The following is a 21749-nucleotide window of genomic DNA, read 5'->3' on the forward strand; positions in this document are numbered from 1 at the left end:
TTTCGCCGCTGAACGCGCAGGGCACATCAGACGTTAAAGACAGTGGAAGGATGCGCGGGGGAAAGAAAGAAGGGACGCCGACGGCGTCCCTTGCACTTCTGACAACTCAGCGGTTGTGACGGGCGGCCCAACCACTGCGGTGCTGTTGTGGAGCGGTGCAGTGATCAGGTGAGCGCAGGCTCCGCCTGGTGTGCGTCAACGCTCTCCATGATCCTGTCGTGAGAAGCGGCAGCCGTCAGCGCTTCGTTCTCAGCCTGGATCCGTACAAGCTCGGATTCCAGGTCCTGGACGCGCTGCTGGAGCCGTCGCATCTCGGCGAGGAGTCGCGGGTCGGAGCCGCCGACGTAACCGAGAAGCGCCTTTGCCATGATGGATGGTCCTCCACAATGAGTGACCGACCGATGCGGTGTGGGTCGTGAGGGATTCCGCACCCGCAGTCTTGGCAGGGCCTGGAGTTGTACTGCCGTTCAGCCATGCCAAACAGCTAGGTGCGCGGGGTGCTTTCAGCGTCTCACCAAAAAGTTTGACGGTCAACACGATCACGCCCCGTATTGGCGGCGACCCGGGCGCGCACGGCCTGGAACGGCGGTGCTGCGACTTCTGCGGGGCCCTCGGGGCGTGGCGATCATCCTTGCGTGTGCGGCCTGCCAAGGCAAGTGATTCTTGGCAATCACCAGCAAGTTTCCGTCCGAGGCGGCCGTCGGCGACCGGTCCGCGGGCGGCCCCGGGGGCCGCCCGGCGGTGTGGGATCAGCGGACGGCGAAGCCCTCGTAGCCGCCGCGAGGTGTGTCCCAGATCTCGGTGACGCCGTCCACGCGGCCGGGCGTGTCGTCACTCCGGAGCCACTCCAGCAGGCCTTCACAGCCCTCTCGCGCGCCCTCCGCGACCACCTGGACGCGTCCGTCTCCCAAATTGAGAGCAAAACCACTCAGGCCGCCGATCTCCAGGGCCTTGGCCCGTGTGAACCAGCGGAAACCCACACCTTGGACGCGTCCACGCACCCAGGCGACCAGTCGCACATCCTCGCTCATGACTGCAACCTAACCGCCCGATCTCCTCTCCGGACACTTCCTCCACTTGCGCCATGCGGTACCGTCCCCACCCAACGAATCTCATATGAAACTCACACGATCGAGTGAGTTTGGTGTTGATCTCGAGGACGAGTCGACCGCCAGGACGAGGAAGGCCAGGACATGGGACGCCACCGACGCTCCGCCGCCGGCCGCGCCGCCACGGGCCGCGCCACGGGGATCACGCAGGCCGACGGCTCCGTGGCGGGCCAGGACCCGCTGCACCCCACCGCGGGAGACGGCCCGACGATGGGCATCGCGCCCTACCTGAACCCCGAGGCGTACGCCGACACCTACGCGACGAGCGATGCCTACCTGTTCGACACGGGTGCCTCCGAGTCGGGTGACGGGTATGACGCCCGGACTGCCGACACGGCCGCCTTCGCCGCCGACGGCTTCACGCCCGACGGCGGCGCCCGGCGCCCGGGCTCCCACCGCCGCCGGAAGAAGACCGCGCGGCCGATGCGCACCGGGCTGCTCGGCGTGTCCGCGGCGGTCGCCCTCGGCACGGTCGCGGTCGCGACGGGCGCGGTGCCCGGCCTCGAGAACTACCAGCTCGGTGGTGGCGGCGGCGCCGACAAGGTGCAGGCCGGGGACACCCCGACGAACAGCCCGATCGAGCAGGGCGGCACCACCGGCAGCGCCGACGACCGGGACGGCGCGCCCACGAGCCGGGACGCCGAGCGTTCCCTGTCGCCGTCGCCGTCCGCCTCGAAGTCGTCGGCCGCGCCGACGAAGACGCCGGAGAAGCCGGAGAAGCCGGAGAAGCCGGAGAAGCCGGAGAAGCCGGAGAAGCCGGAGAAGACGCAGGAGAAGACCCCGGAGAAGACCCCGGAGAAGAAGAAGCCGGCGGCCACCCCCAGCGAGAAGCCCGACAACACCCCCTCCCGTACGGCCACGAAGGCGCCGCAGAAACCCAGCGCGTCCGCCGTCCTCTCCGAGGAGTCCGCCGCCGCGGCCCAGGTGCTCAAGCTCGTGAACGAGGAGCGGGCCAAGGTGGGGTGCAGCGCGGTCGCCGCGAACAGCGCGCTGACCGAGCTGGCGCAGAACTACAGCGAGGACATGGCCGCGCGGGGCTTCTTCGACCACACCGACCCGGACGGCAGGACGCCGTGGGACCGGGCCGAGAAGGCCGGGATATCCAACCTCGGCGGGGAGAACATAGCCCGCGGCCAGGCCGACGCCGCGGCCGTGATGGACGCCTGGATGAACAGCCCCGGCCACCGCGCCAACATCCTGAACTGCGACTTCAAGACGCTCGGCGTCGGTGTCGAGTTCGGGTCGGGCGGTCCGTGGTGGACCCAGAACTTCGGCTACTGAGCCCCACCAGGAGCGCTAACCAAGAGTTAGCGCAATCTGTTGGTCAGCGCTGCACTGGCGTAGGCTGGGCATATGACCACCACCCAGGAGCCCACGGCGGGGCTGGACGACCTCCCGTACAACGTGTTCGCCAAGGCCTGTCCCTCGCGCGGCACGCTGGAGCACGTCACGGGCCGCTGGGGCGCACTGACGCTGGGCGCCCTGTACGAGGGTTCGCTCCGCTTCAACGAGCTGCGTCGCCGCGTCGACGGCGTCAGCGAGAAGATGCTCTCCCAGACGCTGCACGCGCTGGAGCGCGACGGCCTGGTGCACCGCGAGGCGCAGCCGACCAATCCGCCCCGCGTGGACTACGAACTGACGCCGCTGGGACACGGCGTGGCCGAGCGGCTGCTCGCCCTGATCCACTTCGTGGAGGGCAACATGGACGACGTCCTGGCCGCGCGGGAGCGGTACGACTCCGCTAGGGCGTGATCCTCGGGGGCCGCTGGCACTTCGGGCAGTAGTAGCTCGACCGGTTCATCCAGGGCCGTCGGCGTATCGGGGTGCCGCAGCGCCGGCAGGGCAGGCCCTCGCGGCCGTAGGCGTCGAGGGACCGGTCGAAATAGCCCGACTCGCCGTTGACGTTGACGTACAGGCTGTCGAAGCTGGTGCCGCCCACCGCGAGGGCCGCGTTCATCACGTCCCGCACATGCCCCAGGAGCAGCAGGGCCCGTGGGCGGGTGAAGGTCGCGGTCGGGCGCTCGTAGTGGATGCGGGCGCGCCACAGGGCCTCGTCCGCGTAGATGTTGCCGACGCCGCTGATCAGCGACTGGTCGAGCAGGGCCCGCTTGATCGTGGACCGCTTGCGGCGCAGCGCCCGGTGGAAGGCCTCGTCGTCGAAGAGCGGATCGAGCGGGTCGCGGGCGATGTGGGCGATGACGTCGGGCAGGCCGTCGGGGGTGTTGTCGTGCAGCGACAGGCCGCCGAAGGTGCGCTGGTCGACGAAGCGGAGTTCGGTGTCCAGGGCGTCGGTGAAGCGGACGCGGATGCGCAGGTGCTTCTCGTCCGGGGCCGTCTGCGGCTGGACCAGCAGCTGGCCGCTCATGCCGAGGTGGGCCAGGATCGACTGGTCCGTGTCCTCCAGGGGCAGCCACAGGTACTTGCCGCGGCGGCTCGGGACGCCGATGCGGTGGCCCTTCAGGCGGTGCGCGAAGTCGTCGGCGCCCGCGAGGTGGCGGCGCACCGCGCGCGCGTGCAGCACCTCGGCCTCGGCGACGGTCCGGTGGGCGACCCACCGCTCCAGACCGCGCCGTACGACCTCGACCTCGGGCAACTCGGGCACGGCTCTCCTTCTTCTCCGATCCCTGAACGCAGGGACATGCGTCCGCAGCGTAGCGCGGCCTTACCGTCAGTCCGGCGGGCCGGTCGGCAGTACTCGGCCGTCGGCGGTGAGACCCCGGGTCCGCAAGGCATAGGCCTCGTCCGCCCCGCCCTGGGCCCGGAGCACCTCGACGAGGTCCCTCACGGCGTGGTGATCACCCTGGTCGATGAGCGCGCGCAGCTCCTCGGTCCGGCCGAGTTTCTTGAGCAGGTCTCGTCGGTGGTAGGGCGGAGTGTCCCCGCCGGGTCCGGTGAGGAGGGCTACGGCCCGGTCGGTCTCGCCACGCGCCACGAGGGCGTTCACGAGCTCACGCGTGGTGTCGAACAAGCCGGCTGTGCGGCCTCCGAGGGCATGCAGCCGGACGGCCTCGTCGAGATCGTCCTCCTCGATGGCCAGTCTGGTCAGCTCGCCCACCGCGTAGGTGTCACCGGACGCCGCGCGCGCCCGCAGGTCCTCCACCCGCCCGGTGACGCGCAGCAGTTCGGCCAAGTCCCCGCCCACGTAAGAACCCTCGTCGGCGTGACGGGTGAGAACCGCCACCGCCTGCTCGACGTCACCTCGGTCCCGCAGGAGCCGAGCCGCCTCCCGCGCCGCATCGGCGTGCCCGTCCGCCGCCCGCTCCAGCAACGTGTCGACGTCACCGCTCTGCGCCAGCAGATGGGCCAGCATGAAGTCGACCTCGCCGTTGCCCTGATCCACGAAGTCCCAGAGCATCTCGATGCCCTCGTCCGTTCGGCCCTTCTCGTGGAGAAGGTCGGCGAGACAGCAGGCCGCGTCGAAGTACCCGTCCTCCGCGAGCTCGTACAGCTGCTCGACGTTGCCCTCTTCCTTGTGCAGCTCGGCGAGGAACAGGAGGGCGTCGGGGTACTCGCGTCGGTGGAGCATCTCCAGGATGGGGATGGCCCGTTCGTTCTCGTCCTCGTCATGGAAGAGCTCCGCCAGCCGGTACCAGGACCACAGGTCGTCCGGGTCGAGATCGTCCAGCAGCAGTTCGATCGCCAGCTGGGGGTCCCCGTACTCGATGAGATGGCCGACCGCGTACTTGTTGCCGGCCTCCGCCAGGTCGAGCAGTTCCTCGAAGTCCCAGCCCGCCAGAATCGTCCGGTACAGAGCGGCGTCCGGGGCGCTGGACGCCGTCAGCCGGTCGGCCATCTCCTGGGCACCGGCCGCGTCCCCCGACCGGCGGTACAGCTCACCGAGCTCGCACATGGCGGACACGGAGCCCGCCTCGACCGCCTTGCGCAACAAGGGAACGGCGGCAGCGAGGCGTTGCCGTGCAGCGGCGGCCGCTCCCGTCCTGACGACATCCGCACGGTCGGTGAGATGCTCGGCGCATGCCTGCCAGAAGGTCTCCGGCGGCGGTACGGCACGTTGAGCCCGGCCGGTGTGGTGCAGAACGTAGTCGGCCACCCGATAGCCGTCGGGACGCCCCATCTCAGTGCCGTGGCTGACGGGGACGAGAGCCGAGGTGGCGCCCAGCAGCGGTCCGGTCGCGTAGCCGAGCGCTTCCTCGAACCAGCCGTCCGAGGCGCCGGCCCGTTGGGCGGGGCTGCAGTAGCCCGGCGCGGCGGATCGCAGGAGCCCCTCCGGGATGGGTGATTGGACCCCGATGAGGGTCGCGTCCACGGCCGCGGTCATCAGGGCGCGGGCATATGGGTCGGCGTTCTCCCACCGATGGACGAGCTGCGGAGCGCCGGCGATGACCTGGGTCAACCCGAAGTCCTGGGACTCCAGAGCCACGCGCAGCCGGCCGTCCGACTCGGCGAGAGCAACCGCGCGTTCCCGTTCGGCGGGGCTGAGAACGGCGCTGACGTGCACTGTCTCCGCGAGCTTGAGCAGTTCCCGCTCGGCACGGTGTCGGTCCTCGTCCGTCGCGGAGAGGGGTGTCGCAGTCCAGGCGTCGTAGTAGTGCGGCCAGAGCGTGCCCACGAGCACCACGGGATCCGGCCGGGCCAGCAGGGCTCGGACGGTCGCCGCCGTGAGCTGGTGCGTGCCGGACACATGATTCTGTAGTTCGTCGAGCCAGATCACCAGCCGGCCGGGCAACTGGTCCATGACGGGAGCGATCCTGCCGGCATCGGCAGGATGCAGTAGCCACCAGTCGGGCAGCAGGGCGCGGATCGCCTCGTAGAGCGACCGGGTCTTGCCGACCGATGAGCCACCCACCAGGAGAACGAATCCGCCGTGCCGTGCGGCCGCTCTGATCATCGGACGCACCCCACCGTCCCGATCGTCCAGGTCACGGGGTACGTAGACGGGCAATGCCGTGGACTCGGCACCTGTGACGCGAATAGAGCGGTGGACCCCCAGCCTCATCGGGTCGGCGTCCCTGACACGGACACACCCCACGGCTGACGGAGCAGGCGGGGCGGTGCCGGTCTGCTCCTCCGAAGGCAGGCGGACGGTTCCCTCGGGGCCGGTGATCAGGGTGACGTCACCGGAGACATCTCCGAACTGGAACAAGTCCCTGCCGACGGCCGAGTGCTCCACCCGACTCCGCTCGGGTCGTGCCGCCATCCGTTCTCCCAGGTCAGTCGCGGGCGGCGGGACCGAAGTGGACATCGCCGCCGACCGAGCCGATCTGGATGCTGTCCCCGCCGATCACACTGCCGGTGACGACCTGGGAGCCGTCGCCGGTACGGATGGCGGCAGGTGCTCGGACCAGCAGCGCACATACGTCGGCCGCCAGTTCCTCGTCGGCCAGGAGCGCCTTGCGGATGGCCTTGCGCAGCGCGGCGGTGGTATCCGGGTCGTCCGGTTCCTCGACCACGTCGGCGAGGGCTTCGGGAAGTTCCTCGCCGTCCGCGCGGCTGCCGAAGATCCGCTGCGCCAGCCGTCGGCCCAGAGCGACGGTCGCGCTTGCGGCCTCGTCCTGCGTGCGGGCCAGTACGGCGACGCCGTAGGCGCCCGCGGCCGCGGTGATGTAGGGGGTGATCTCCCCGACCACCTGTACGACGTCCCCCGACATCCTTCCCCCCTCGCACCCCCTGGATGGGCCGAGCGCCCGCCCTGCAGGGGCGGGCGCTCGGATTGCGCTGTGCTGTGCCGACCGCCCGGCCGAGGCGCCGGGCGGTGGCTGTCAGCCGTCGACGCTGCCGTCGACGGCCGTGTGGGCGGCCTGAGCCGCCGCCGTCTGCGTCGCCTCGGCGTCCTTGGCCGCCTTGGCGCGCTCGTCCGCCGCGGCCCGGATGGACCGCCACGCGGACTCGGCGGCCTGCTGCTCCGCCTCCTTCTTGCTGCGGCCGGTGCCGGTGCCGTACGAGACGCCTCCGACGCGGGCGGCAGCAGTGAAGGTCTTCTCGTGGTCGGGGCCGGTCTCCGTGACCAGGTACTCGGGCACGCCGAGCCCCTCGGTCGCGGTGAGCTCCTGGAGACTGGTCTTCCAGTCCAGGCCGGCTCCGAGATTCGAGGACTTCTCGATCAGGGGGTCGAACAGGCGGTGCACCAGCTCCGCCGCCGAGTCCAGGCCCTGGTCGAGATAGACCGCGCCGATCACCGCTTCGAGGGTGTCGGCGAGGATGGACGCCTTGTCCCGGCCGCCCGTGCCCTCTTCACCCCGGCCGAGCCGGATGAAGGAGCCCAGGTCGAGCCCGCGCCCCACCTCCGCAAGCGCACGCGAGTTCACCACCGCGGCCCGCAGCTTGGCCAGCTGGCCTTCGGGCAGGTCGGGGTGGGTGCGGTACAGCGTGTCCGTGACGACCAGGCCGAGCACGGAGTCCCCGAGGAACTCCAGGCGCTCGTTGGTCGGCAGACCGCCGTTCTCGTATGCGTACGACCGGTGGGTCAGTGCTCGCACCAGAAGGGCGGACTCGACCTTGTAGCCGAGCCGCCCTTCCAGAAGCGTGTGGGACGAGGCCTGGTTGTCCGCCGTTGCGTTCCCGCTCACACGGGAAGACTTGTTCTTAGGCGTGGACACAGTGCCTCTCACCAGCCGCTCAGACCTCGAGGACCTGGCGCTTGTTGTAAGTGCCGCAAGAGGGGCACGCGATGTGCTGCTGCTTGGGCTCGTGGCAGCGCTCGCACGCAACCAGGGTGGGGACCGCAGCCTTCCACTGCGACCGGCGGTGGCGCGTGTTGCTGCGCGACATCTTCCGCTTCGGAACAGCCACGGCTACTTCTCCTGCTTCTCGTCGACGCCCGGTTCGGCGCCGCTCATCTCGTCCTTCTCGCCGTCCGACATGGTGTCGGCGAGTCCCTGCAATGCCGCCCAACGGATGTCGACGGCGTCATGGTGGTGGTCCGGGTCGTCCGCCAGCCGTGCGCCGCACTCGGCACACAGACCAGGGCAGTCTTCCTGGCACACCGGCTGCATCGGCAGTGCGAGCACCACCGCATCACGCAGCACGGGCTCGAGGTCGAACAGGCCGTCCTCGAGGAAGAGCCTGTCCTCGTCGTCCTCGGCGTCGTCGCCCGGTTCCGCGATCACGCGGCCCCGGTCGTCGGCGTCAGGGTACGAGAACATCTCCTGGAACTCCGCTTCGACGTCGAGCTGAAGCGGCTCCAGACACCTTACGCACTCCCCCTCGGCGGCGGCACGGGCGGTGCCTGTGACGAGCACCCCTTCCATGACCGACTCCAGGCGGAGTTCGAGCTCCACCGGGGCGCCTTCCGGCACTCCGATGACTCCCTTGATACCGAAGTCCTTGGGAGCGTCGACCGTGCGGGTCAGGCGCTGTAGCGCACCGGGCCGCCGACCCAGCTCGTGCGTATCGAACACGAGAGGGTTGCGGTGGTCGAGGCGGGCGTTCAGGGCCATTCCTGCTTTCGGTCTGCCGAGCTGAGGGAGACGCCGCCCTTCGGTGTTCCCGGGCAGCGTTGATCGCGGACGTACGCGCGACCGAAGAGCCAGGATACTGGACCTTTGCCTGTCGGCCCAATCCGGTCCTCAGCCGTTGCCGCGGCCCTGCTCGTAGGCCCGGAGCTGCTCGGCGCTGATCATGCCGGTGTCGAAGAGGCTGGTCTCGTCCAGGGCGTATCCCTGATGGCCATGCTGGTTCTGGTGCCCCTGCTGCCCCTGCTGGGCCTGTTGCGCCTGCTGGGCCTGGTTCGGGTCGTACGCGGCCTGCTGCGGGTCGTAGCCCTGGTAGCCGTAGGGATCGGCCTGGTAGCCGTACGGGTCCTGCTGGGCGGCGTACGCCTGCTGCGGGTAACCGCCGTAGGGGTCGGGGTGCTGCTGGACGGGGGCACCTCCCGCCGGAGCGTAGCCGGAGGTGGGCGAGTAGGCCGGCTGCGGCCGGCCGTAGTCCTGCTGCTGGGCGGGCTGCTCGGCCGGGGGCTTCTCCTCCGCGATGGCGGCCAGGCCGGCGAGGTAGTCGGCGTCGCTGGAGTGCTGGACGGTGCTGGTGTCGTCGGCGAGGGCGCCGAGGTCGTCGGTGGCGATCCGGCCGTGCAGCTTCTGCCGGCCACGGCCGACGGCCTCCAGGGTCTTGGCGAGGACCGCCTCGAAGGCGCCGAGCTTGATGTCGACGTACTCGTCAGCGGTACGGCGCTGGGTCTCCGGGTCGTGGCTGCGCTCGGGGGCGTCCTCGTCCTCGTAGCCCTGCTCGTCGGTGCCGGGGCCGGTGCCGAGGAGCTTCTCGCGGCCGCGGCCGACCGAGCCCAGGGTCTTGGTGAGGACGACCTCGAAGTTGGCGAGCTTGGAGTCGACGTAGTCGTCGGCCTCGGCGCGGATCTCCTCGGCCTCCCGGCGGGCCTCGGCGAGGATCCGGTCGGCCTCGGCCTGGGAGCGGCGGGCGACCTCGGTGTCGGAGATCAGGGAGCCGCGCTCGGCGTGCGCGGTCTGGATGATCCGCTCGGCCTCCTGGCGGGCCTGTTCGACCATCTGCTCGCGGTCGCCGATCAGCTCCTGCGCCTGGGCGAGGGAGCCGGGCAGCGCCGCGCGCACCTCTTCCAGCAGGGACAGCAGTTCGGCGCGGTTGACCACGCACGAGGCCGACATGGGCATGGACCGGGCGCCGGAGACCGCGGCGACGATCTCGTCGAGCTTCTTCTGCACGTCCACCGTGTGCTCGCCACTCTCTACAGATGCGTTGGAGACGGACGGGACGACTGTACGGCCAGGGGGATGCCGGAAAACACCGGGTGACGGCTTGTCAGGCTTCGATGGGGCGCCGGGAGCGGGTTCAGTCCTGCCCCAGGCGCTCGGTGAGGGCCTGGAGAACCTCCGCGGGAACCAGGTGGGAGACGTCACCGCCCCAGGTCGCGACCTCCTTGACCAGGGAGGACGACAGGAAGCTGTAGGTGGGGTTGGTGGGGATGAAGAGGGTCTCCACGCCCGAGAGGCCGTTGTTCATCTGGGCCATCTGGAGCTCGTAGTCGAAGTCGCTGACCGCGCGCAGGCCCTTGACGATGGCGGGGATGTCGCGCTGCTTGCAGAAGTCGACGAGCAGGCCGTGGAAGGCCTCGACGCGGACGTTGCCGTACTCGGCGGTGACCCGGCGGATCAGGTCGATCCGCTCGTCGATCTCGAACAGGCCCTTCTTCGACTGGTTGATCATCACCGCGACGTAGACCTCGTCGTACAGCCTGGAGGCGCGGGAGATGATGTCGAGGTGTCCGTTGGTGATCGGGTCGAACGACCCGGGACATACGGCGCGGCGCACTTGTGATCCCTCGCTCTCCGGTCCGGTCATCGTGCGTCTTCGCACGTAGAGGCGGCGCGACCGTACCAAAACGTTCCCTCGCCGTAGCGACGGGCCCGGAGGGCTTCGAAACCCTCGGGCCACCGGAATGCACCGCCTCTGGTGCTGCGCTCCACGGTGACGAGGGCTTCTTCGGCGAGCCAGCCTTCCGAGCGGAGTGTGAGCAGGATCTCGCGAAGATCGTCGTCCGTGACGGCGTACGGCGGGTCGAGGAAGACGAGGTCGTACGGGTCGCCGGGGGGCGTCGTGCGGATGATCTGTTCCGCTTTGCCTGATCTGACCTCGGCGCCGGGGAGTCCGAGGGACTTCACGTTCTCGCGGACCGTGCGGGTCGCTCGCGCGTCGGCCTCGACGAGGAGGGCGTGGCCGGCGCCGCGGGAGAGGGCCTCCAGGCCCACGGCTCCCGATCCCGCGTAGAGGTCGAGGACGCGCTCGCCTTCCAGGGGGCCGCCGAGGAGGGATTGCCAGGTGGAGAAGAGGCCTTCTCGGGCGCGGTCCGATGTGGGGCGGGTTCCTGTTCCTGGCGGGACGGCCAGGCGGCGTCCGCCGGCTGTGCCGGCGATCACGCGGGTCATCTGTGGTCCTTGGGTGTGGGCGGCTTCAGGTTCATTGTGGCTGGTCGTGCCCGCGCGGCGGTAGCCGCATATGGACTACAGCCCCGCGCCCCTCGTTCGGCATCACTCATCCCTTTTCCAAGTACTGCTCCCTCTCCTCGTCCAGAAGGGCGTCCAATGCCGTCCGCAGTGCCGGGAGGTGGTTCAGCTCCGGGTCCTTGGCCACGACAGCCGCCGCCTCCTCCCTCGCCTCCGCGATGATCTCCTCGTCCTCGATGACCGCGAGCATCCTCAGGCTGGTGCGGGCGCCCGACTGGGCCTGGCCGAGGACATCGCCCTCGCGGCGTTGTTCCAGGTCGATGCGGGAGAGCTCGAACCCGTCGAGGGTGGCGGCGACGGCGTTCAGGCGCTGGCGGGCCGCGCTCGCCTCGGGCATCTCGCTGACCAGGAGGCACAGGCCGGGGGCCGAGCCACGGCCGACGCGGCCGCGCAGCTGGTGGAGCTGGGAGACGCCGAAGCGGTCGGCGTCCATGATCACCATCACCGTGGCGTTGGGGACGTTGACGCCGACCTCGATGACCGTCGTGGCGACCAGGACGTCCGTCTCGCCGGCGGCGAAGCGGCGCATGACCGCGTCCTTGTCGTCGGGCTGCATACGGCCGTGCAGCACCTCGACGCGGAGGCCCTGGAGGGGGCCCTTGGAGAGCTGTTCGGCGACGTCGAGGACGGCGAGGGGCGGGCGCTTCTCGGCGGCGTCCTCCGGGGACTCGGAGGACTTCTTCCTGGCGGACTTCTTCGGGTCGTCCTCCTCGTCGCCGATGCGGGGGCAGACCACGTACGCCTGGTGGCCGTTGCCCACCTCCTCGCGGACCCGTTCCCAGGCGCGGGCCAGGAAGTGGGGCTTGTCGGCGGCCGGGACGACATGGCTGGCGATCGGCGAACGGCCTGCCGGGAGCTGGTCGAGGACGGAGGTCTCCAGGTCGCCGAAGACCGTCATGGCGACCGTGCGCGGGATGGGCGTGGCCGTCATGACCAGGAGGTGTGGGGGCTGCTTGCCCTTGCCGCGCAGGGCGTCGCGCTGCTCGACGCCGAAGCGGTGCTGTTCGTCGACCACGACCAGGCCCAGGTCGTGGAACTGCACCTTGTCCTCGATCAGCGCATGCGTGCCGATGACGATGCCGGCCTCGCCGGTGGTGAGGTCGAGCAGGGCCTGGCGGCGGGCCGCCGCGCCCATGGATCCGGTGAGCAGCACCACCTTGGTGGCCTGCTCGGCCCCGCCCAGCATGCCGCCCTCGGCCAGCTCGCCCATCATCTCGACGATCGACCGGTGGTGCTGCTGGGCGAGCACTTCGGTGGGCGCGAGCATGGCGGCCTGGCCGCCGGTGTCGACCACGGCGAGCATGGCGCGCAGGGCGACCATGGTGTTGTGGGTGACGGTGAAGTTGTCGGTGACGTATGCATGGCTCGGGTGCGCGACGCTGATGCACTGGACGGGCTTCCGCCCCACGTACTCGACCGCCCGGATGCCGCGTCGGAACGTGTCGTACTTCGGCCTCGGACGCACGCGTTCTGCTTTGCGGGTGAGCCGGAACGGGGCGTAAGCGTCCGGCAGGGACACCTGCACGTTGTACGCGGCTTTCTCCGGCAGCACTCGCGCCCGGCCGCCCAGAGAACGTACGAGCCATGCGACGTCCTCCGCGAGTCGGCGCGAGGCCGAGCAGAGGGAGATATTCATGCCGTCGGCTTGGACAGTGCCGTCCGTGTCCAGAAGTCCCTGCAACACGGCGAGACGGTCCTTGATCGGAGCGTTCTTGAAACCCTGAGGGACGAACCTGTCGTGGGACGTCGTTCCCCAGAGGCCCAACTCGCGCAGGACCTGGATCACTGGGTTTCGCACTCCTCCGACACGCTGCTCGAGCTGGATCGTGTAGTCACAGTGCGATCCCTTCACCGGTACCAGCCGGCATTCGGGCGCTACTGCCGCCGCTACCGCGTCACGGATCTCGTCGTCGATGGTGGAAAGACGGAGATCGTGCCGGAACGAACCGTCCCCCAGCAGCAGTCCGATCAGGTACGGGTCGAGGGGCAGCCCGGCGTCGCCGCCGAGATCGACCGGCTTTGCCGGCGGGATGTACCACTTCGACGACCCGTTGGCCTTGAACGTGTCGAGACGGATCTCCCGGGTCGTCATGACCTTGGGATCCTGGCCACGGTGCCAACCACAGCTCGTGCCGACGATCCACAGATGCTCGTCGTCGCACTCGACGGAACTCCCGTCGGACAGGACCAAGCGCCACACATCGCGCTCTCCCTGAGGAAAGACGCCATCGATCAGCGCGATGTCCCCGTCCGGCACCACCACCTCGTCGCCCACCCGCAGATCCCCCATGGGGCGGAAGCCCGTGGGTGTGAGCACCAGCGAGTCGAGAGGCTGGGCCTTGCCCGATCCGACCTCTCCCTGGAGCAGCCGGTGCATCGGGTGGTCCGTGGCCAGGTCGTCGAAGATCTCCCGGGAGACCCGCTGCTGGCCGTCGGTGAGGGTGAACGGGAGGCGGGCGTCGAAGGCCGTGAGGAGGCCGTCGGGGCTGGGTTTGCGGGGGACCGCCGGAAGCTGGGCGTCCGCGTGGCGGCGGCGGGCCAGGGCGACCTGGAGGACGAAGGCCTCGTCCCATTTGAGGCGGGCGCGGGCGTCCTCGATGTCCGCCTTGGTGTGCGGGCGGTGGATCTTCAGGAGGGCCTCGGGGAGGGGGGCCAGGCCACGGCCCTGGCGCAGGGAGTCCGGCAGCGGGTCGACGGCCTCCTGGGCGGTGGGCAGGACCGTCTGGAGCGCCTTGCCGATCTTCCAGGACTCCAGCTTGGCGGTGGCCGGGTAGATCGGGATCAGGGCTCCGGCCCATGTCTCGACCGACTCCTCCGGGTCGCCTCGCAGCAACTCGTAGGCCGGGTGGGCCAGTTGCAGGCGGCGGTTGAAGACGGAGACCTTGCCCGCGAACATCGCGCGCGTGCCCGGCAGGAGCTCCTTGTGGGGCTTGTGAACGCCGTTGCCGAAGAAGACCAGTTGGAGGCGGCCGCTGCCGTCCGTGATCGTGACCTCCAGGCGCTGGCCCTTGCCGCGCGGGGCCCTGGCGGAGGCGAAGGTGTGCAGGCGGGCGTCGGCGACCTGGGCGACCACCGTGACGTGCTCGTCCATGGGGAGGTCGGCGAGGTGCGTGAGCTGGCCGCGCTCCTCGTATCTGCGCGGGTAGTGGTGGAGGAGGTCACCGACGGTGAGCAGGCCGAGGTGCTCGGCCATCACCTTCGCGGTGGCGGGGCCGAGCACCGACTTCAGTGGTTGTTGCAGCGGTTCGTGAAGTGCGGGCACGAGATCCATTGCACACCACACCACTGACAATGCCGTAGAGGCCGTGGCGCAGGTCGCCGTATACGTCCCGGAAAGCCCTGGTCAGGCGGCTGGTTCGGGCCTTAGGATGACGCGCTCCCGGCTCTCCCTTCGCGGTCACCTCCTCACCGGGACCGCCCGACCCCGCGCCGTCGCGAGTCCCCCACCGGCGCCGTGAAGATGGACTCCCAGACCTCACAGGCATCCCAGGCATCCCATTCACCCCAGTCACCTCATACGTTCCAGGTCGACCTGCGTGGTCTGGTGGACCTGCTCTCCCACCACCTCTACTCCAGTCCCAAGGTGTATCTGCGGGAGCTGCTGCAGAACGCCGTGGACGCCATCACCGCCAGGCGCGCGACGGAACCCGACGCTCCGGCCCGGGTGCGGATGCATGCGGAGGGCGGCGGCGCCCTGCGTGTCGAGGACACCGGCGTGGGCCTCACCGAGGCGGACGTGCACAGCCTGCTCGCCACCATCGGGCGCAGTTCCAAGCGCGCCGAGGGACTTCAGGAGGCCAGGTCCGACTTCCTCGGGCAGTTCGGCATCGGCCTGCTGGCCTGTTTCGTCGTCGCCGAGCGGATCCGGGTGGTCAGCCGCAGCGCCCGTACGCCCGGGGCGCCGCCGGTGGAGTGGACGGCGTCCGACGACGGTTCGTACACCGTGCGGACCCTGCCGGACGCCGAGCGTCCCGAACCGGGCACCACCGTGCACCTGGTGGCCCGGGCGGGGGCCTCGGAGTGGCTCACGCCCGAGCGGGTCGAGGCGCTGGCCCGGGACTTCGGGTCGCTGCTGCCGTACGACGTCCGGGTCGGCGACGAGGCGGTCACCGACCTGCCGTCGCCCTGGGACCGGTCGTATCCGAGCCCGGCCGCCCGCCGTGTCGCCCTCGCGCGGCACTGCCACGACCTGTTCGGCTTCACGCCGCTGGACACCATCGACCTGTCCGTGCCGCTGGCCGGCATCCGCGGGGTGGCGTATGTGCTGCCGTCGGCGGTCAGCCCGGCCCAGCGCTCGGGGCACCGCGTGCATCTCAAGGGCATGTTGCTGACCGAGCGGGCCGAACAGCTGCTGCCCGACTGGGCCTTCTTCGTGCGCTGCGTCCTGGACACGGACAGTCTGCGGCCCACGGCGTCGCGCGAGGCACTGTACGAGGACGAGACGCTGGCCGCCGTACGGGAGGCGCTGGGCGAGCGGATCCGGGCCTGGCTGACCGGACTGGCGGCCGGTGATCCGGAACGGCTGGCCGCGTTCCTCGCCGTGCACCACCTGGGAGTGAAGTCCCTGGCCCGGCACGACCGGGAGATGCTGCGCACGATGCTGCCGTGGCTGCCCTTCGAGACGACCGACGGACAGCTGTCCCTGGAGGAGTTCGCGCAGCGGCACCCGGTGGTGCACTTCACGCGGACCGTCGAGGAGTACCGGCAGGTCGCGCCGATCGCGTCCGCGCAGGGCATCGGCGTGATCAACGGCGGCTACACGTACGACAGCGAGCTGGTGGAGGCGCTGCCGTCGGTGCGGCCGGGGACCGTGGTCGCCGAGCTGGACGCCGAGACGGTGACCGCGCATCTGGACGTCGTCGACCCGGCCGAGGAGCTGGCCCTGTCCGGCTTCCTGGCGGCGGCGCGGGCCCGGCTCGACCCGCTGGGCTGTGATGTGGTGCTGAGGGCCTTCCACCCGCTCTCCCTGCCCGCCCTGCACCTCGACGACCGGGACGCCCGGCACGAACAGGCCCGGGCCGACGCCGAGGCGCAGGCCGACGACCTGTGGGCGGGCATCCTCGGCTCCCTGCGCGGCAGCGCCCCACGCGCGCGTCTGGTGCTCAACCACCTCAACCCGCTCGTCCGGCGGATCAGCTCGCTGCACGACCCGGAGCTGATCGGCACCGCAACGGAGTCGCTGTACGGGCAGGCACTGCTGATGGCGCAGCGACCGCTCCGGCCCGCCGACTCGGCGCTGCTCAACCGCGCGTTCATCGGCCTCCTGGAGTGGGCCACGCACAGCGAGGACGGTCAGGCATGAGTGAGATCACGGACATCGACGCGTTGCGCCGGGCGATGGCGGAGAACGCCGACCAGCCGGAGGGTCCGGCCCGCAACGCGCGCGCCGAGGAACTGCTGGCCGCCGCCGAGAAGCTGAACGTCCCGCTCGCCGTGATCGAGGCGCTCGGACACCAGCTGAAGGTCTACAACTACAGCTCCGAGAAGGGGAAGATGTTCGTCCCCTTCTCGCGTCTGCTGCGCATGTGGGACGAACGGCCCGAGGACTTCGACGAGTACGAGACCCACTCGCTGCACTGGGTCTTCAAGTGGGTGTCGTCCGGCATGCTCGACCAGCCGCACATCCCGCTCGCGTCGATCGAGAAGTGGCTCGGCGAGATGGAGCACCGCTACCGGCTCGCCGGACACTCCGAGCGGGCCGTGCGCAGCGCCGAGCACAGCGTGGCCGCGCATGTGGGGGACCTGGCGCGGGCCGAGCGGGCGTATGCCGCGTGGCTGGCCGCCGACCGGGACAGCATGGCCGACTGCCACGCCTGCGAACTGCACGGGCAGGGCTGGTGGCAGGCGGAGCAGGGCCGGGACGCGGAGGCGCTGGAGCTGTGGCGGCCGGTGTTGGAGGGCGAGTACGCCTGCGCCCACGAGCCGCACGCGGCCCTGGCCTCCTCCCTGGTGCCGCTGCTGCGGCTGGGCCGCCCGGACGAGGCACGTGCGAACCATCTGCGGGGCTTCCGGCTCGTGCGGGCCATGGAGAGCATGCGCGGTGCCTACGCGGAGCACGTGGAGTTCTGCGCGCTGACCGGCAACGAGGCGCGCGGTCTGGAGCTCCTCGCGGAGCGGCCGGCGTACTTCACGGACGACGGGCAGCCGCAGAGCAGGCTGGGGTTCATGAGTGTGGTGGCCCTGCTCATGGACCGCCTCACCGGGCTGGGGCTGGGTGACCGGCAGGTGCCCGGTCCGGCCGGCCGCGAGTGGACCGCCGGGGAACTGGCCACGCACGCGCGTGCGGAGGCCCTCGCCCTGGCGGCGCGCTTCGACGAGCGCAACGGCACGACGTACGTCAGCGAGCGGGCACGCGCGCGTATGGAGCAGCGCCCGCTGGTGGAGCGACTGCCGCTGGGGGTGCGGTCCGTACGGCCGGTGCCTCCGCCCGCTCCCGCGGTGGTCACGGCCGCCGCGACCGGGCAGCCGGATCTGCCCGCCCTGCTGGCCGAGGCACGGCGGCTGTCGGACAACCTGCGGCCGGGCGCCGTGGGGGCGTGGGCGGCGGTCGCCGAAGCCGCGGAGGGCGTGGAGCTGGACCCGCGCGACCGGGCCGAGATCGCCGACCACGAGGCGATGGGCCTCGGCCCGGAGGGCACCGCGCTCTTCGAACGGGCCGCGGAGCTGTACGCGTCCGCGGGCGACCCCGGGGAGGCCCTGGCGGCACGCGCGCGTGCGGCGTACGTACGTGCTCTCGCCGGTGAGGTGGACGCGGCGCTCGCGGCCGTGTCCGGCCCCTACGACGAGATCCTCGCGCTGTACGCCGCCGGCGACACCGGGATACGGCAGACGGCGTCCGTCCTGATGGGACGGGCCCGGATCCTGATGCGCCGGGCGCACGAGGCCGGGGGCCGGGGGGCCGGGGGCCGGGGGGCCGGGGGCCGGGGGGCCGGGGAGGGTCTCGCAGAGGCCGACGGCGAGCGCGACGCCCCGGAGGCGGTTCTCGGCGAGGCCGAAGCCGCTGTCCGGGAGGTCCTGGCGCTCGTCGACGGGCGGGGCGGGGAGGACGTGCGGCTGGCCGCGCGGGCCGCCGAGGGGCAGGCGATGCTCGCCGAGCTGGCCGGACTGGACGGCGACCTGGAGACGGCCGCGGGGCTGTTCGCGCGGGGCGCGGCGGCGTTCGTCGCGGCGGGGCTGCCGTGGTTCGCGGTGGAGTACGAGGCCCGGCTGGCCTCCCTGGCCCACCACCTCGGCGACATGGCGGGGGCGGAGCGGGCTCTGCGGGCGGCCCTGGAGCACGGCGGGGCCCAACTGGAGGCGACCGGACGGGCCCAGCTGCACCTCCAGCTCGCCGAGTTGGTCGGCGGCCGGGGCGAGGCCGTCGAGGCCGCCCAGCACGCCCTGGAGGCCGCGCACTGGGCCGACGAGGCGGGCGAGGGCGCGACGCTGGGCGCCTGGGCCCGGCAGCAGCTCGGCGGGTTCCTGCTGCGGCAGGGGCGATGGGCCGAGGCCGCGGAGGTCCTGGAGTCGGCGCTGCCCGACCTGACCGCCCAGACGCACGGCGACGGGGCGATCGTGCAGACGCAGTGGTGGCTCGGCGACTGCCTGAGCGAACTCGGTGAGCACCGCGCTGCCGCCGAACGGCGTCTACAGGCCGCCGAGATCGCCCGGCACTGGCCCGAGCAGCACGACCACGCGACCCTCGCCCACCTGGCCGGGGAGTCCCTCGGGCAGGCCGGGCTGGCCGACGAGGCGGACCGGGCCTACCGCCGCGCGGGCGACCTGTGGCGCGAACTCGGCAACGTCCACGGGCTGATCCGCTCCCTGCGCGCCCGCGCCTGGCTGGCGTTGCGCGCGCAGGACGGACTTGAGGAGGCACGCGCCCTGATGGCGGGCGCGGTCCGGGAGTGCGAGGCGGCGCGGGACACGGCGGCCGACGCGGAGTCCCGGCAGCAGCTCGTCGCCGAACTGGGCCACACTCACCGGCAGTTCGGCGACCTGCTGGCCCGGTCCTGCTCCGACGGCGCCGACGACGCCCCGGCCCGGGCCGTGTTCGAGGAGGCCGTCTCCCAAGTGCTGCGGTCGGCCGAGGTGTTCGCCTCCCTCGGGGACGCCGCCCTGCACAGCCGCACCGGCGCCGAGCTCGCCGCGGGCTGGCTGGAGGCCGACCTGGGCCGCCCGGCCGAGGCGGCGGCACGCGCGCGTGCGGTGCTGGCGGCGTACGACGGACCCGACGGGGCGGAGGCCGACGACGAAGAGGGCGACGGCGAGGCGGTGCGGGCCCGGCGGGCCGAGGCGGAGCAGATGCTCCGGCTCGTGACACAGCCGGACCGGACAGCTCCTCCTACTCCACACCGATGAGCAGCAGGGCCCCCTGCCGCCCACCCCGGTACACGACCGTGTCGACGGCGAGGTACCCCTCGCGCACCCGGCCCTCCAGGTGCTCGGCGACGGTGTCGGGAGCCTCGTCGCCGAGCACCAGGGTGACCATCTCGCCCCCGGCCGCCAGCATGCGGTCCAGAACGGTCTCGGCGGTGGTCGTGACGTCCGAGCCGATCACGGCCACGTCGCCGTCGATCAGGCCGAGTACGTCGCCGGCCTGGCAGATGCCGGCCATCGTCCAGGCCTGGCGTTCGGCGACGGTGACCTCGGCGTAGCGGGTCGCGCCGGCCGCCGAGGTCATCGACACCACGTCCTCGTCGAAACGGCGCTCCGGCTCGTGCACGGCCAGCGCCGCGATGCCCTGGACCGCCGAGCGGGTCGGGATGAGGGCCACGCGGATGCCCTCGGTACGCGCCTGCTCGGCCGCCGCGGCGGCGGTGTGGCGCAGCTCGGCGTCGTTGGGCAGCAGCACGACCTCGCGCGCGTGGGCCCGCCGTACGGCCTGCACGAGCTCACCGCTCGCGGGCGGCTCCCCGGGGCGTGCGAGCACGGTGGTCGCACCGGCGTCGGTGTACAGCCCGGCCAGGCCCTCGCCGGGCACCACGGCCACGACGGCACGCTGGGCGCGCTCGCGGGGAGGCCGCTCGGCGCCGGTGGTGTGCACGTCTCCGGCGCCGAAGTGCGTGATGCGGATCCGGTAGGGCCGCCCGGCCTCGATACCGGCCTCGACGGCGGCGCCCGCGTCGTCGACATGGACGTGGACGTTCCACAGCCCGTCGCCGCCGACCACGACGAGCGAGTCCCCGAGCGCGTCGAGCCGCTCCCGCAACCGCGCCACGGCCGCGTCCTCGGCCTCCAGGAGGTAGATCACCTCGAAGGCGGGGCCGTCCTGGTCGGCCATGGCGGCGCTGTCGACACACTCCCCGCGCGGGGCGCCGACGGCCGGGGCGAGCCCTTCGGCGGCTTCCACGCGCGCGTACAGGTCCCGCGAGTCCTCCGCCGGTCCTGCGTGCACACCCGATGCCGAACCGTCCGCTTGACCGGGCACCCCGGCCGCGGACGCCACCGAGCTCGCCGCCCCCGCGCCCACCCGCACCGCACCCGCCGTCACGGTCGCCGCCACCTCCCGCGGCCTCTCCCCCGTGAAGGTCTCCACGAGCGCCCCGAGCACCGCCACCAGTCCCCGTCCACCGGCGTCGACCACCCCGGCGCGTTCCAGGACGGGCAGCTGGCCCGGGGTCGCGGCCAGGGCGGCACGCGCTCCCTCATAGGCCGCCCGGGCCACCGTCCCGCAGTCGCCCTCGGCGCCGCAGGCGGCGTCGGCAGCGGCCGAGGCGACCGTGAGGACGGTGCCCTCGACGGGGTGGGCCACGGCCTGCCGGGCGGAGTCGGCCGCGTGGCGCAGGGCCAGCCGCAGGACCTGGCCGCCGGCGTGCGCGGTCTCGCCGCCGGCCTGCGCGGTCTCGCCCTCGGCCAGCACCTGGGACATACCGCGCAGCAGCTGGGCGAGGATCGTCCCGGAGTTCCCACGGGCACCGATGAGCGCCCCGTGCGCCATCGCCCGGGCGGCGTCGGCCAGCGTCGGCCCCTCAGGGCCCGACCTCGCCGCATGCCCCGCGAACACGGCCTCGACCGCCGCGACGACGGACTCCACGGTCAGATACAGATTCGTGCCGGTGTCCCCGTCCGCCACGGGATAGACGTTGATAGCGTCGATCTCCTCACGCGCCCGCCCCAGCGTCTCGAGTGCGAGACCGCACCAGGTGCGCACCGCGAGAGCATCGAAGAATGTCTGCGGCACCTGCGCCACTGCGCCTCCCTGAGCTGCTGGACGTGGCACGCAGCGTAGACCCCGGGGCGGTGTCCACCGGAAGTGGGCCGGGACAGGTCCAGGGCCGACCATGGTAGTTTCATTGCACGGGCGCAGTCGTTGTATGCTGCTCCGGTTGCCCGATCCACATCGGGCCATTCCCCTGGCAGCGCCACTCAGATCCTCTGATCCGGATCCCGGCATGCCGGGATCAACCGTAAGTGCATCTGAAGTCTTTGGAGTGACCCGTGGCTGCCAACTGCGACGTCTGCGGCAAGGGGCCGGGCTTCGGCAACAACATCTCGCACTCGCACCGCCGTACGTCCCGCCGCTGGAACCCGAACATCCAGCGTGTGCGTACCGTGGTGGGCGGGACGCCGAAGCGCGTGAACGCTTGCACCTCGTGCATCAAGGCCGGCAAGGTCTCGCGCTGACGCTCAGCTAGCGCGCGGCCACTGCTGGTTCGCTTACAGAGCCGGTCCACCTCAGGTGGACCGGCTCTTTGCCGTGTCCGGATGCTCAGGAAGTCGCGTC

Annotated in this window: 18 protein-coding genes; 5 read left to right on the top strand and 13 right to left on the bottom strand. The window is 71.4% G+C overall.

Features of this window, described 5'->3' with window-relative positions; genetic code table 11:
* Positions 1 to 164: 164 nt before the first annotated feature.
* Positions 165 to 368 carry a hypothetical protein gene (locus ACZ6TU_RS22685; RefSeq protein WP_003993245.1) on the bottom strand — a complete coding sequence of 68 codons (204 nt, stop codon included), beginning with the start codon at positions 366 to 368 and terminating at the stop codon, positions 165 to 167.
* 381 nt (positions 369 to 749) lie between these two features.
* On the bottom strand, positions 750 to 1031 hold the full coding sequence (locus ACZ6TU_RS22690) for an acylphosphatase (RefSeq protein WP_467676965.1): 282 nt from the start codon (positions 1029 to 1031) through the stop codon (positions 750 to 752).
* A gap of 162 nt (positions 1032 to 1193) precedes the next feature.
* On the opposite strand from ACZ6TU_RS22690, the gene ACZ6TU_RS22695 reads away from it, so the two are divergent.
* Together ACZ6TU_RS22695 and ACZ6TU_RS22700 are read left to right on the top strand one after the other, a co-directional pair.
* Positions 1194 to 2390, top strand: a complete 1197-nt coding sequence (locus ACZ6TU_RS22695) for a CAP domain-containing protein (protein WP_469550600.1) — start codon at positions 1194 to 1196, stop codon at positions 2388 to 2390.
* A gap of 72 nt (positions 2391 to 2462) precedes the next feature.
* Entirely contained in the window at positions 2463 to 2861 is a 399-nt protein-coding gene (locus ACZ6TU_RS22700; protein ID WP_467676961.1) for a winged helix-turn-helix transcriptional regulator, read from the top strand.
* Here ACZ6TU_RS22700 and mutM read toward each other — a convergent pair.
* The 10 genes from mutM to ACZ6TU_RS22750 all read right to left on the bottom strand — a co-directional run bounded on the left by mutM (position 2851) and on the right by ACZ6TU_RS22750 (position 14315).
* Positions 2851 to 3711, bottom strand: coding sequence for a bifunctional DNA-formamidopyrimidine glycosylase/DNA-(apurinic or apyrimidinic site) lyase (gene mutM, locus ACZ6TU_RS22705; RefSeq protein WP_467676959.1), 861 nt, complete (start codon positions 3709 to 3711; stop codon positions 2851 to 2853). The genes ACZ6TU_RS22700 and mutM overlap by 11 nt on opposite strands.
* Before the next feature lie 66 nt (positions 3712 to 3777).
* On the bottom strand, positions 3778 to 5958 hold the full coding sequence (locus tag ACZ6TU_RS22710) for a tetratricopeptide repeat protein (RefSeq protein WP_467676957.1): 2181 nt from the start codon (positions 5956 to 5958) through the stop codon (positions 3778 to 3780).
* 322 nt (positions 5959 to 6280) lie between these two features.
* Positions 6281 to 6718: a hypothetical protein gene (locus ACZ6TU_RS22715; RefSeq protein WP_467676955.1), complete on the bottom strand. Its 438-nt coding sequence runs from the start codon at positions 6716 to 6718 to the stop codon at positions 6281 to 6283.
* A gap of 111 nt (positions 6719 to 6829) precedes the next feature.
* A complete protein-coding gene (rnc, locus tag ACZ6TU_RS22720; RefSeq protein WP_467676953.1) occupies positions 6830 to 7678 on the bottom strand; it encodes a ribonuclease III in 849 nt (282 codons plus the stop codon).
* 7 nt (positions 7679 to 7685) lie between these two features.
* On the bottom strand, positions 7686 to 7859 hold the full coding sequence (gene rpmF / locus ACZ6TU_RS22725) for a 50S ribosomal protein L32 (protein WP_003951102.1): 174 nt from the start codon (positions 7857 to 7859) through the stop codon (positions 7686 to 7688).
* Positions 7860 to 7861: 2 nt separating this feature from the next.
* Positions 7862 to 8506, bottom strand: a complete 645-nt coding sequence (locus tag ACZ6TU_RS22730) for a YceD family protein (RefSeq protein WP_467676951.1) — start codon at positions 8504 to 8506, stop codon at positions 7862 to 7864.
* 129 nt (positions 8507 to 8635) lie between these two features.
* Positions 8636 to 9751: an ATP synthase F0 subunit B gene (locus tag ACZ6TU_RS22735; RefSeq protein WP_467676949.1), complete on the bottom strand. Its 1116-nt coding sequence runs from the start codon at positions 9749 to 9751 to the stop codon at positions 8636 to 8638.
* Positions 9752 to 9872: 121 nt separating this feature from the next.
* Positions 9873 to 10352, bottom strand: a complete 480-nt coding sequence (gene coaD / locus ACZ6TU_RS22740; RefSeq protein ID WP_037666994.1) for a pantetheine-phosphate adenylyltransferase — start codon at positions 10350 to 10352, stop codon at positions 9873 to 9875.
* Positions 10353 to 10378: 26 nt separating this feature from the next.
* Entirely contained in the window at positions 10379 to 10966 is a 588-nt protein-coding gene (gene rsmD / locus ACZ6TU_RS22745; RefSeq protein WP_467676947.1) for a 16S rRNA (guanine(966)-N(2))-methyltransferase RsmD, read from the bottom strand.
* Positions 10967 to 11072: 106 nt separating this feature from the next.
* The gene (locus ACZ6TU_RS22750) at positions 11073 to 14315 is read right to left on the bottom strand and encodes a helicase-related protein (RefSeq protein WP_467676945.1); all 3243 of its coding nucleotides are present in this window, start codon (positions 14313 to 14315) and stop codon (positions 11073 to 11075) included.
* A gap of 189 nt (positions 14316 to 14504) precedes the next feature.
* On the opposite strand from ACZ6TU_RS22750, the gene ACZ6TU_RS22755 reads away from it, so the two are divergent.
* Together ACZ6TU_RS22755 and ACZ6TU_RS22760 are read left to right on the top strand one after the other, a co-directional pair.
* Positions 14505 to 16346, top strand: coding sequence for an HSP90 family protein (locus ACZ6TU_RS22755; protein WP_469550608.1), 1842 nt, complete (start codon positions 14505 to 14507; stop codon positions 16344 to 16346).
* Positions 16343 to 19384, top strand: coding sequence for a tetratricopeptide repeat protein (locus ACZ6TU_RS22760; protein ID WP_469550610.1), 3042 nt, complete (start codon positions 16343 to 16345; stop codon positions 19382 to 19384). The genes ACZ6TU_RS22755 and ACZ6TU_RS22760 overlap by 4 nt, the downstream gene beginning before the upstream one ends.
* Here the strand turns inward: ACZ6TU_RS22760 and ACZ6TU_RS22765 are convergent.
* Complete coding sequence (locus tag ACZ6TU_RS22765; protein WP_469550614.1) at positions 19368 to 21215, bottom strand: DAK2 domain-containing protein; 1848 nt, start codon at positions 21213 to 21215, stop codon at positions 19368 to 19370. The two genes, ACZ6TU_RS22760 and ACZ6TU_RS22765, sit on opposite strands and share 17 nt — an antisense overlap.
* A 248-nt stretch (positions 21216 to 21463) precedes the next feature.
* Between ACZ6TU_RS22765 and rpmB the strand changes: the two genes are divergently transcribed.
* Positions 21464 to 21649: a 50S ribosomal protein L28 gene (gene rpmB, locus ACZ6TU_RS22770; protein ID WP_003993230.1), complete on the top strand. Its 186-nt coding sequence runs from the start codon at positions 21464 to 21466 to the stop codon at positions 21647 to 21649.
* The last annotated feature ends 100 nt before the right edge of the window (positions 21650 to 21749 follow it).

Source organism: Streptomyces sp. NPDC052064 (assembly GCF_055585925.1).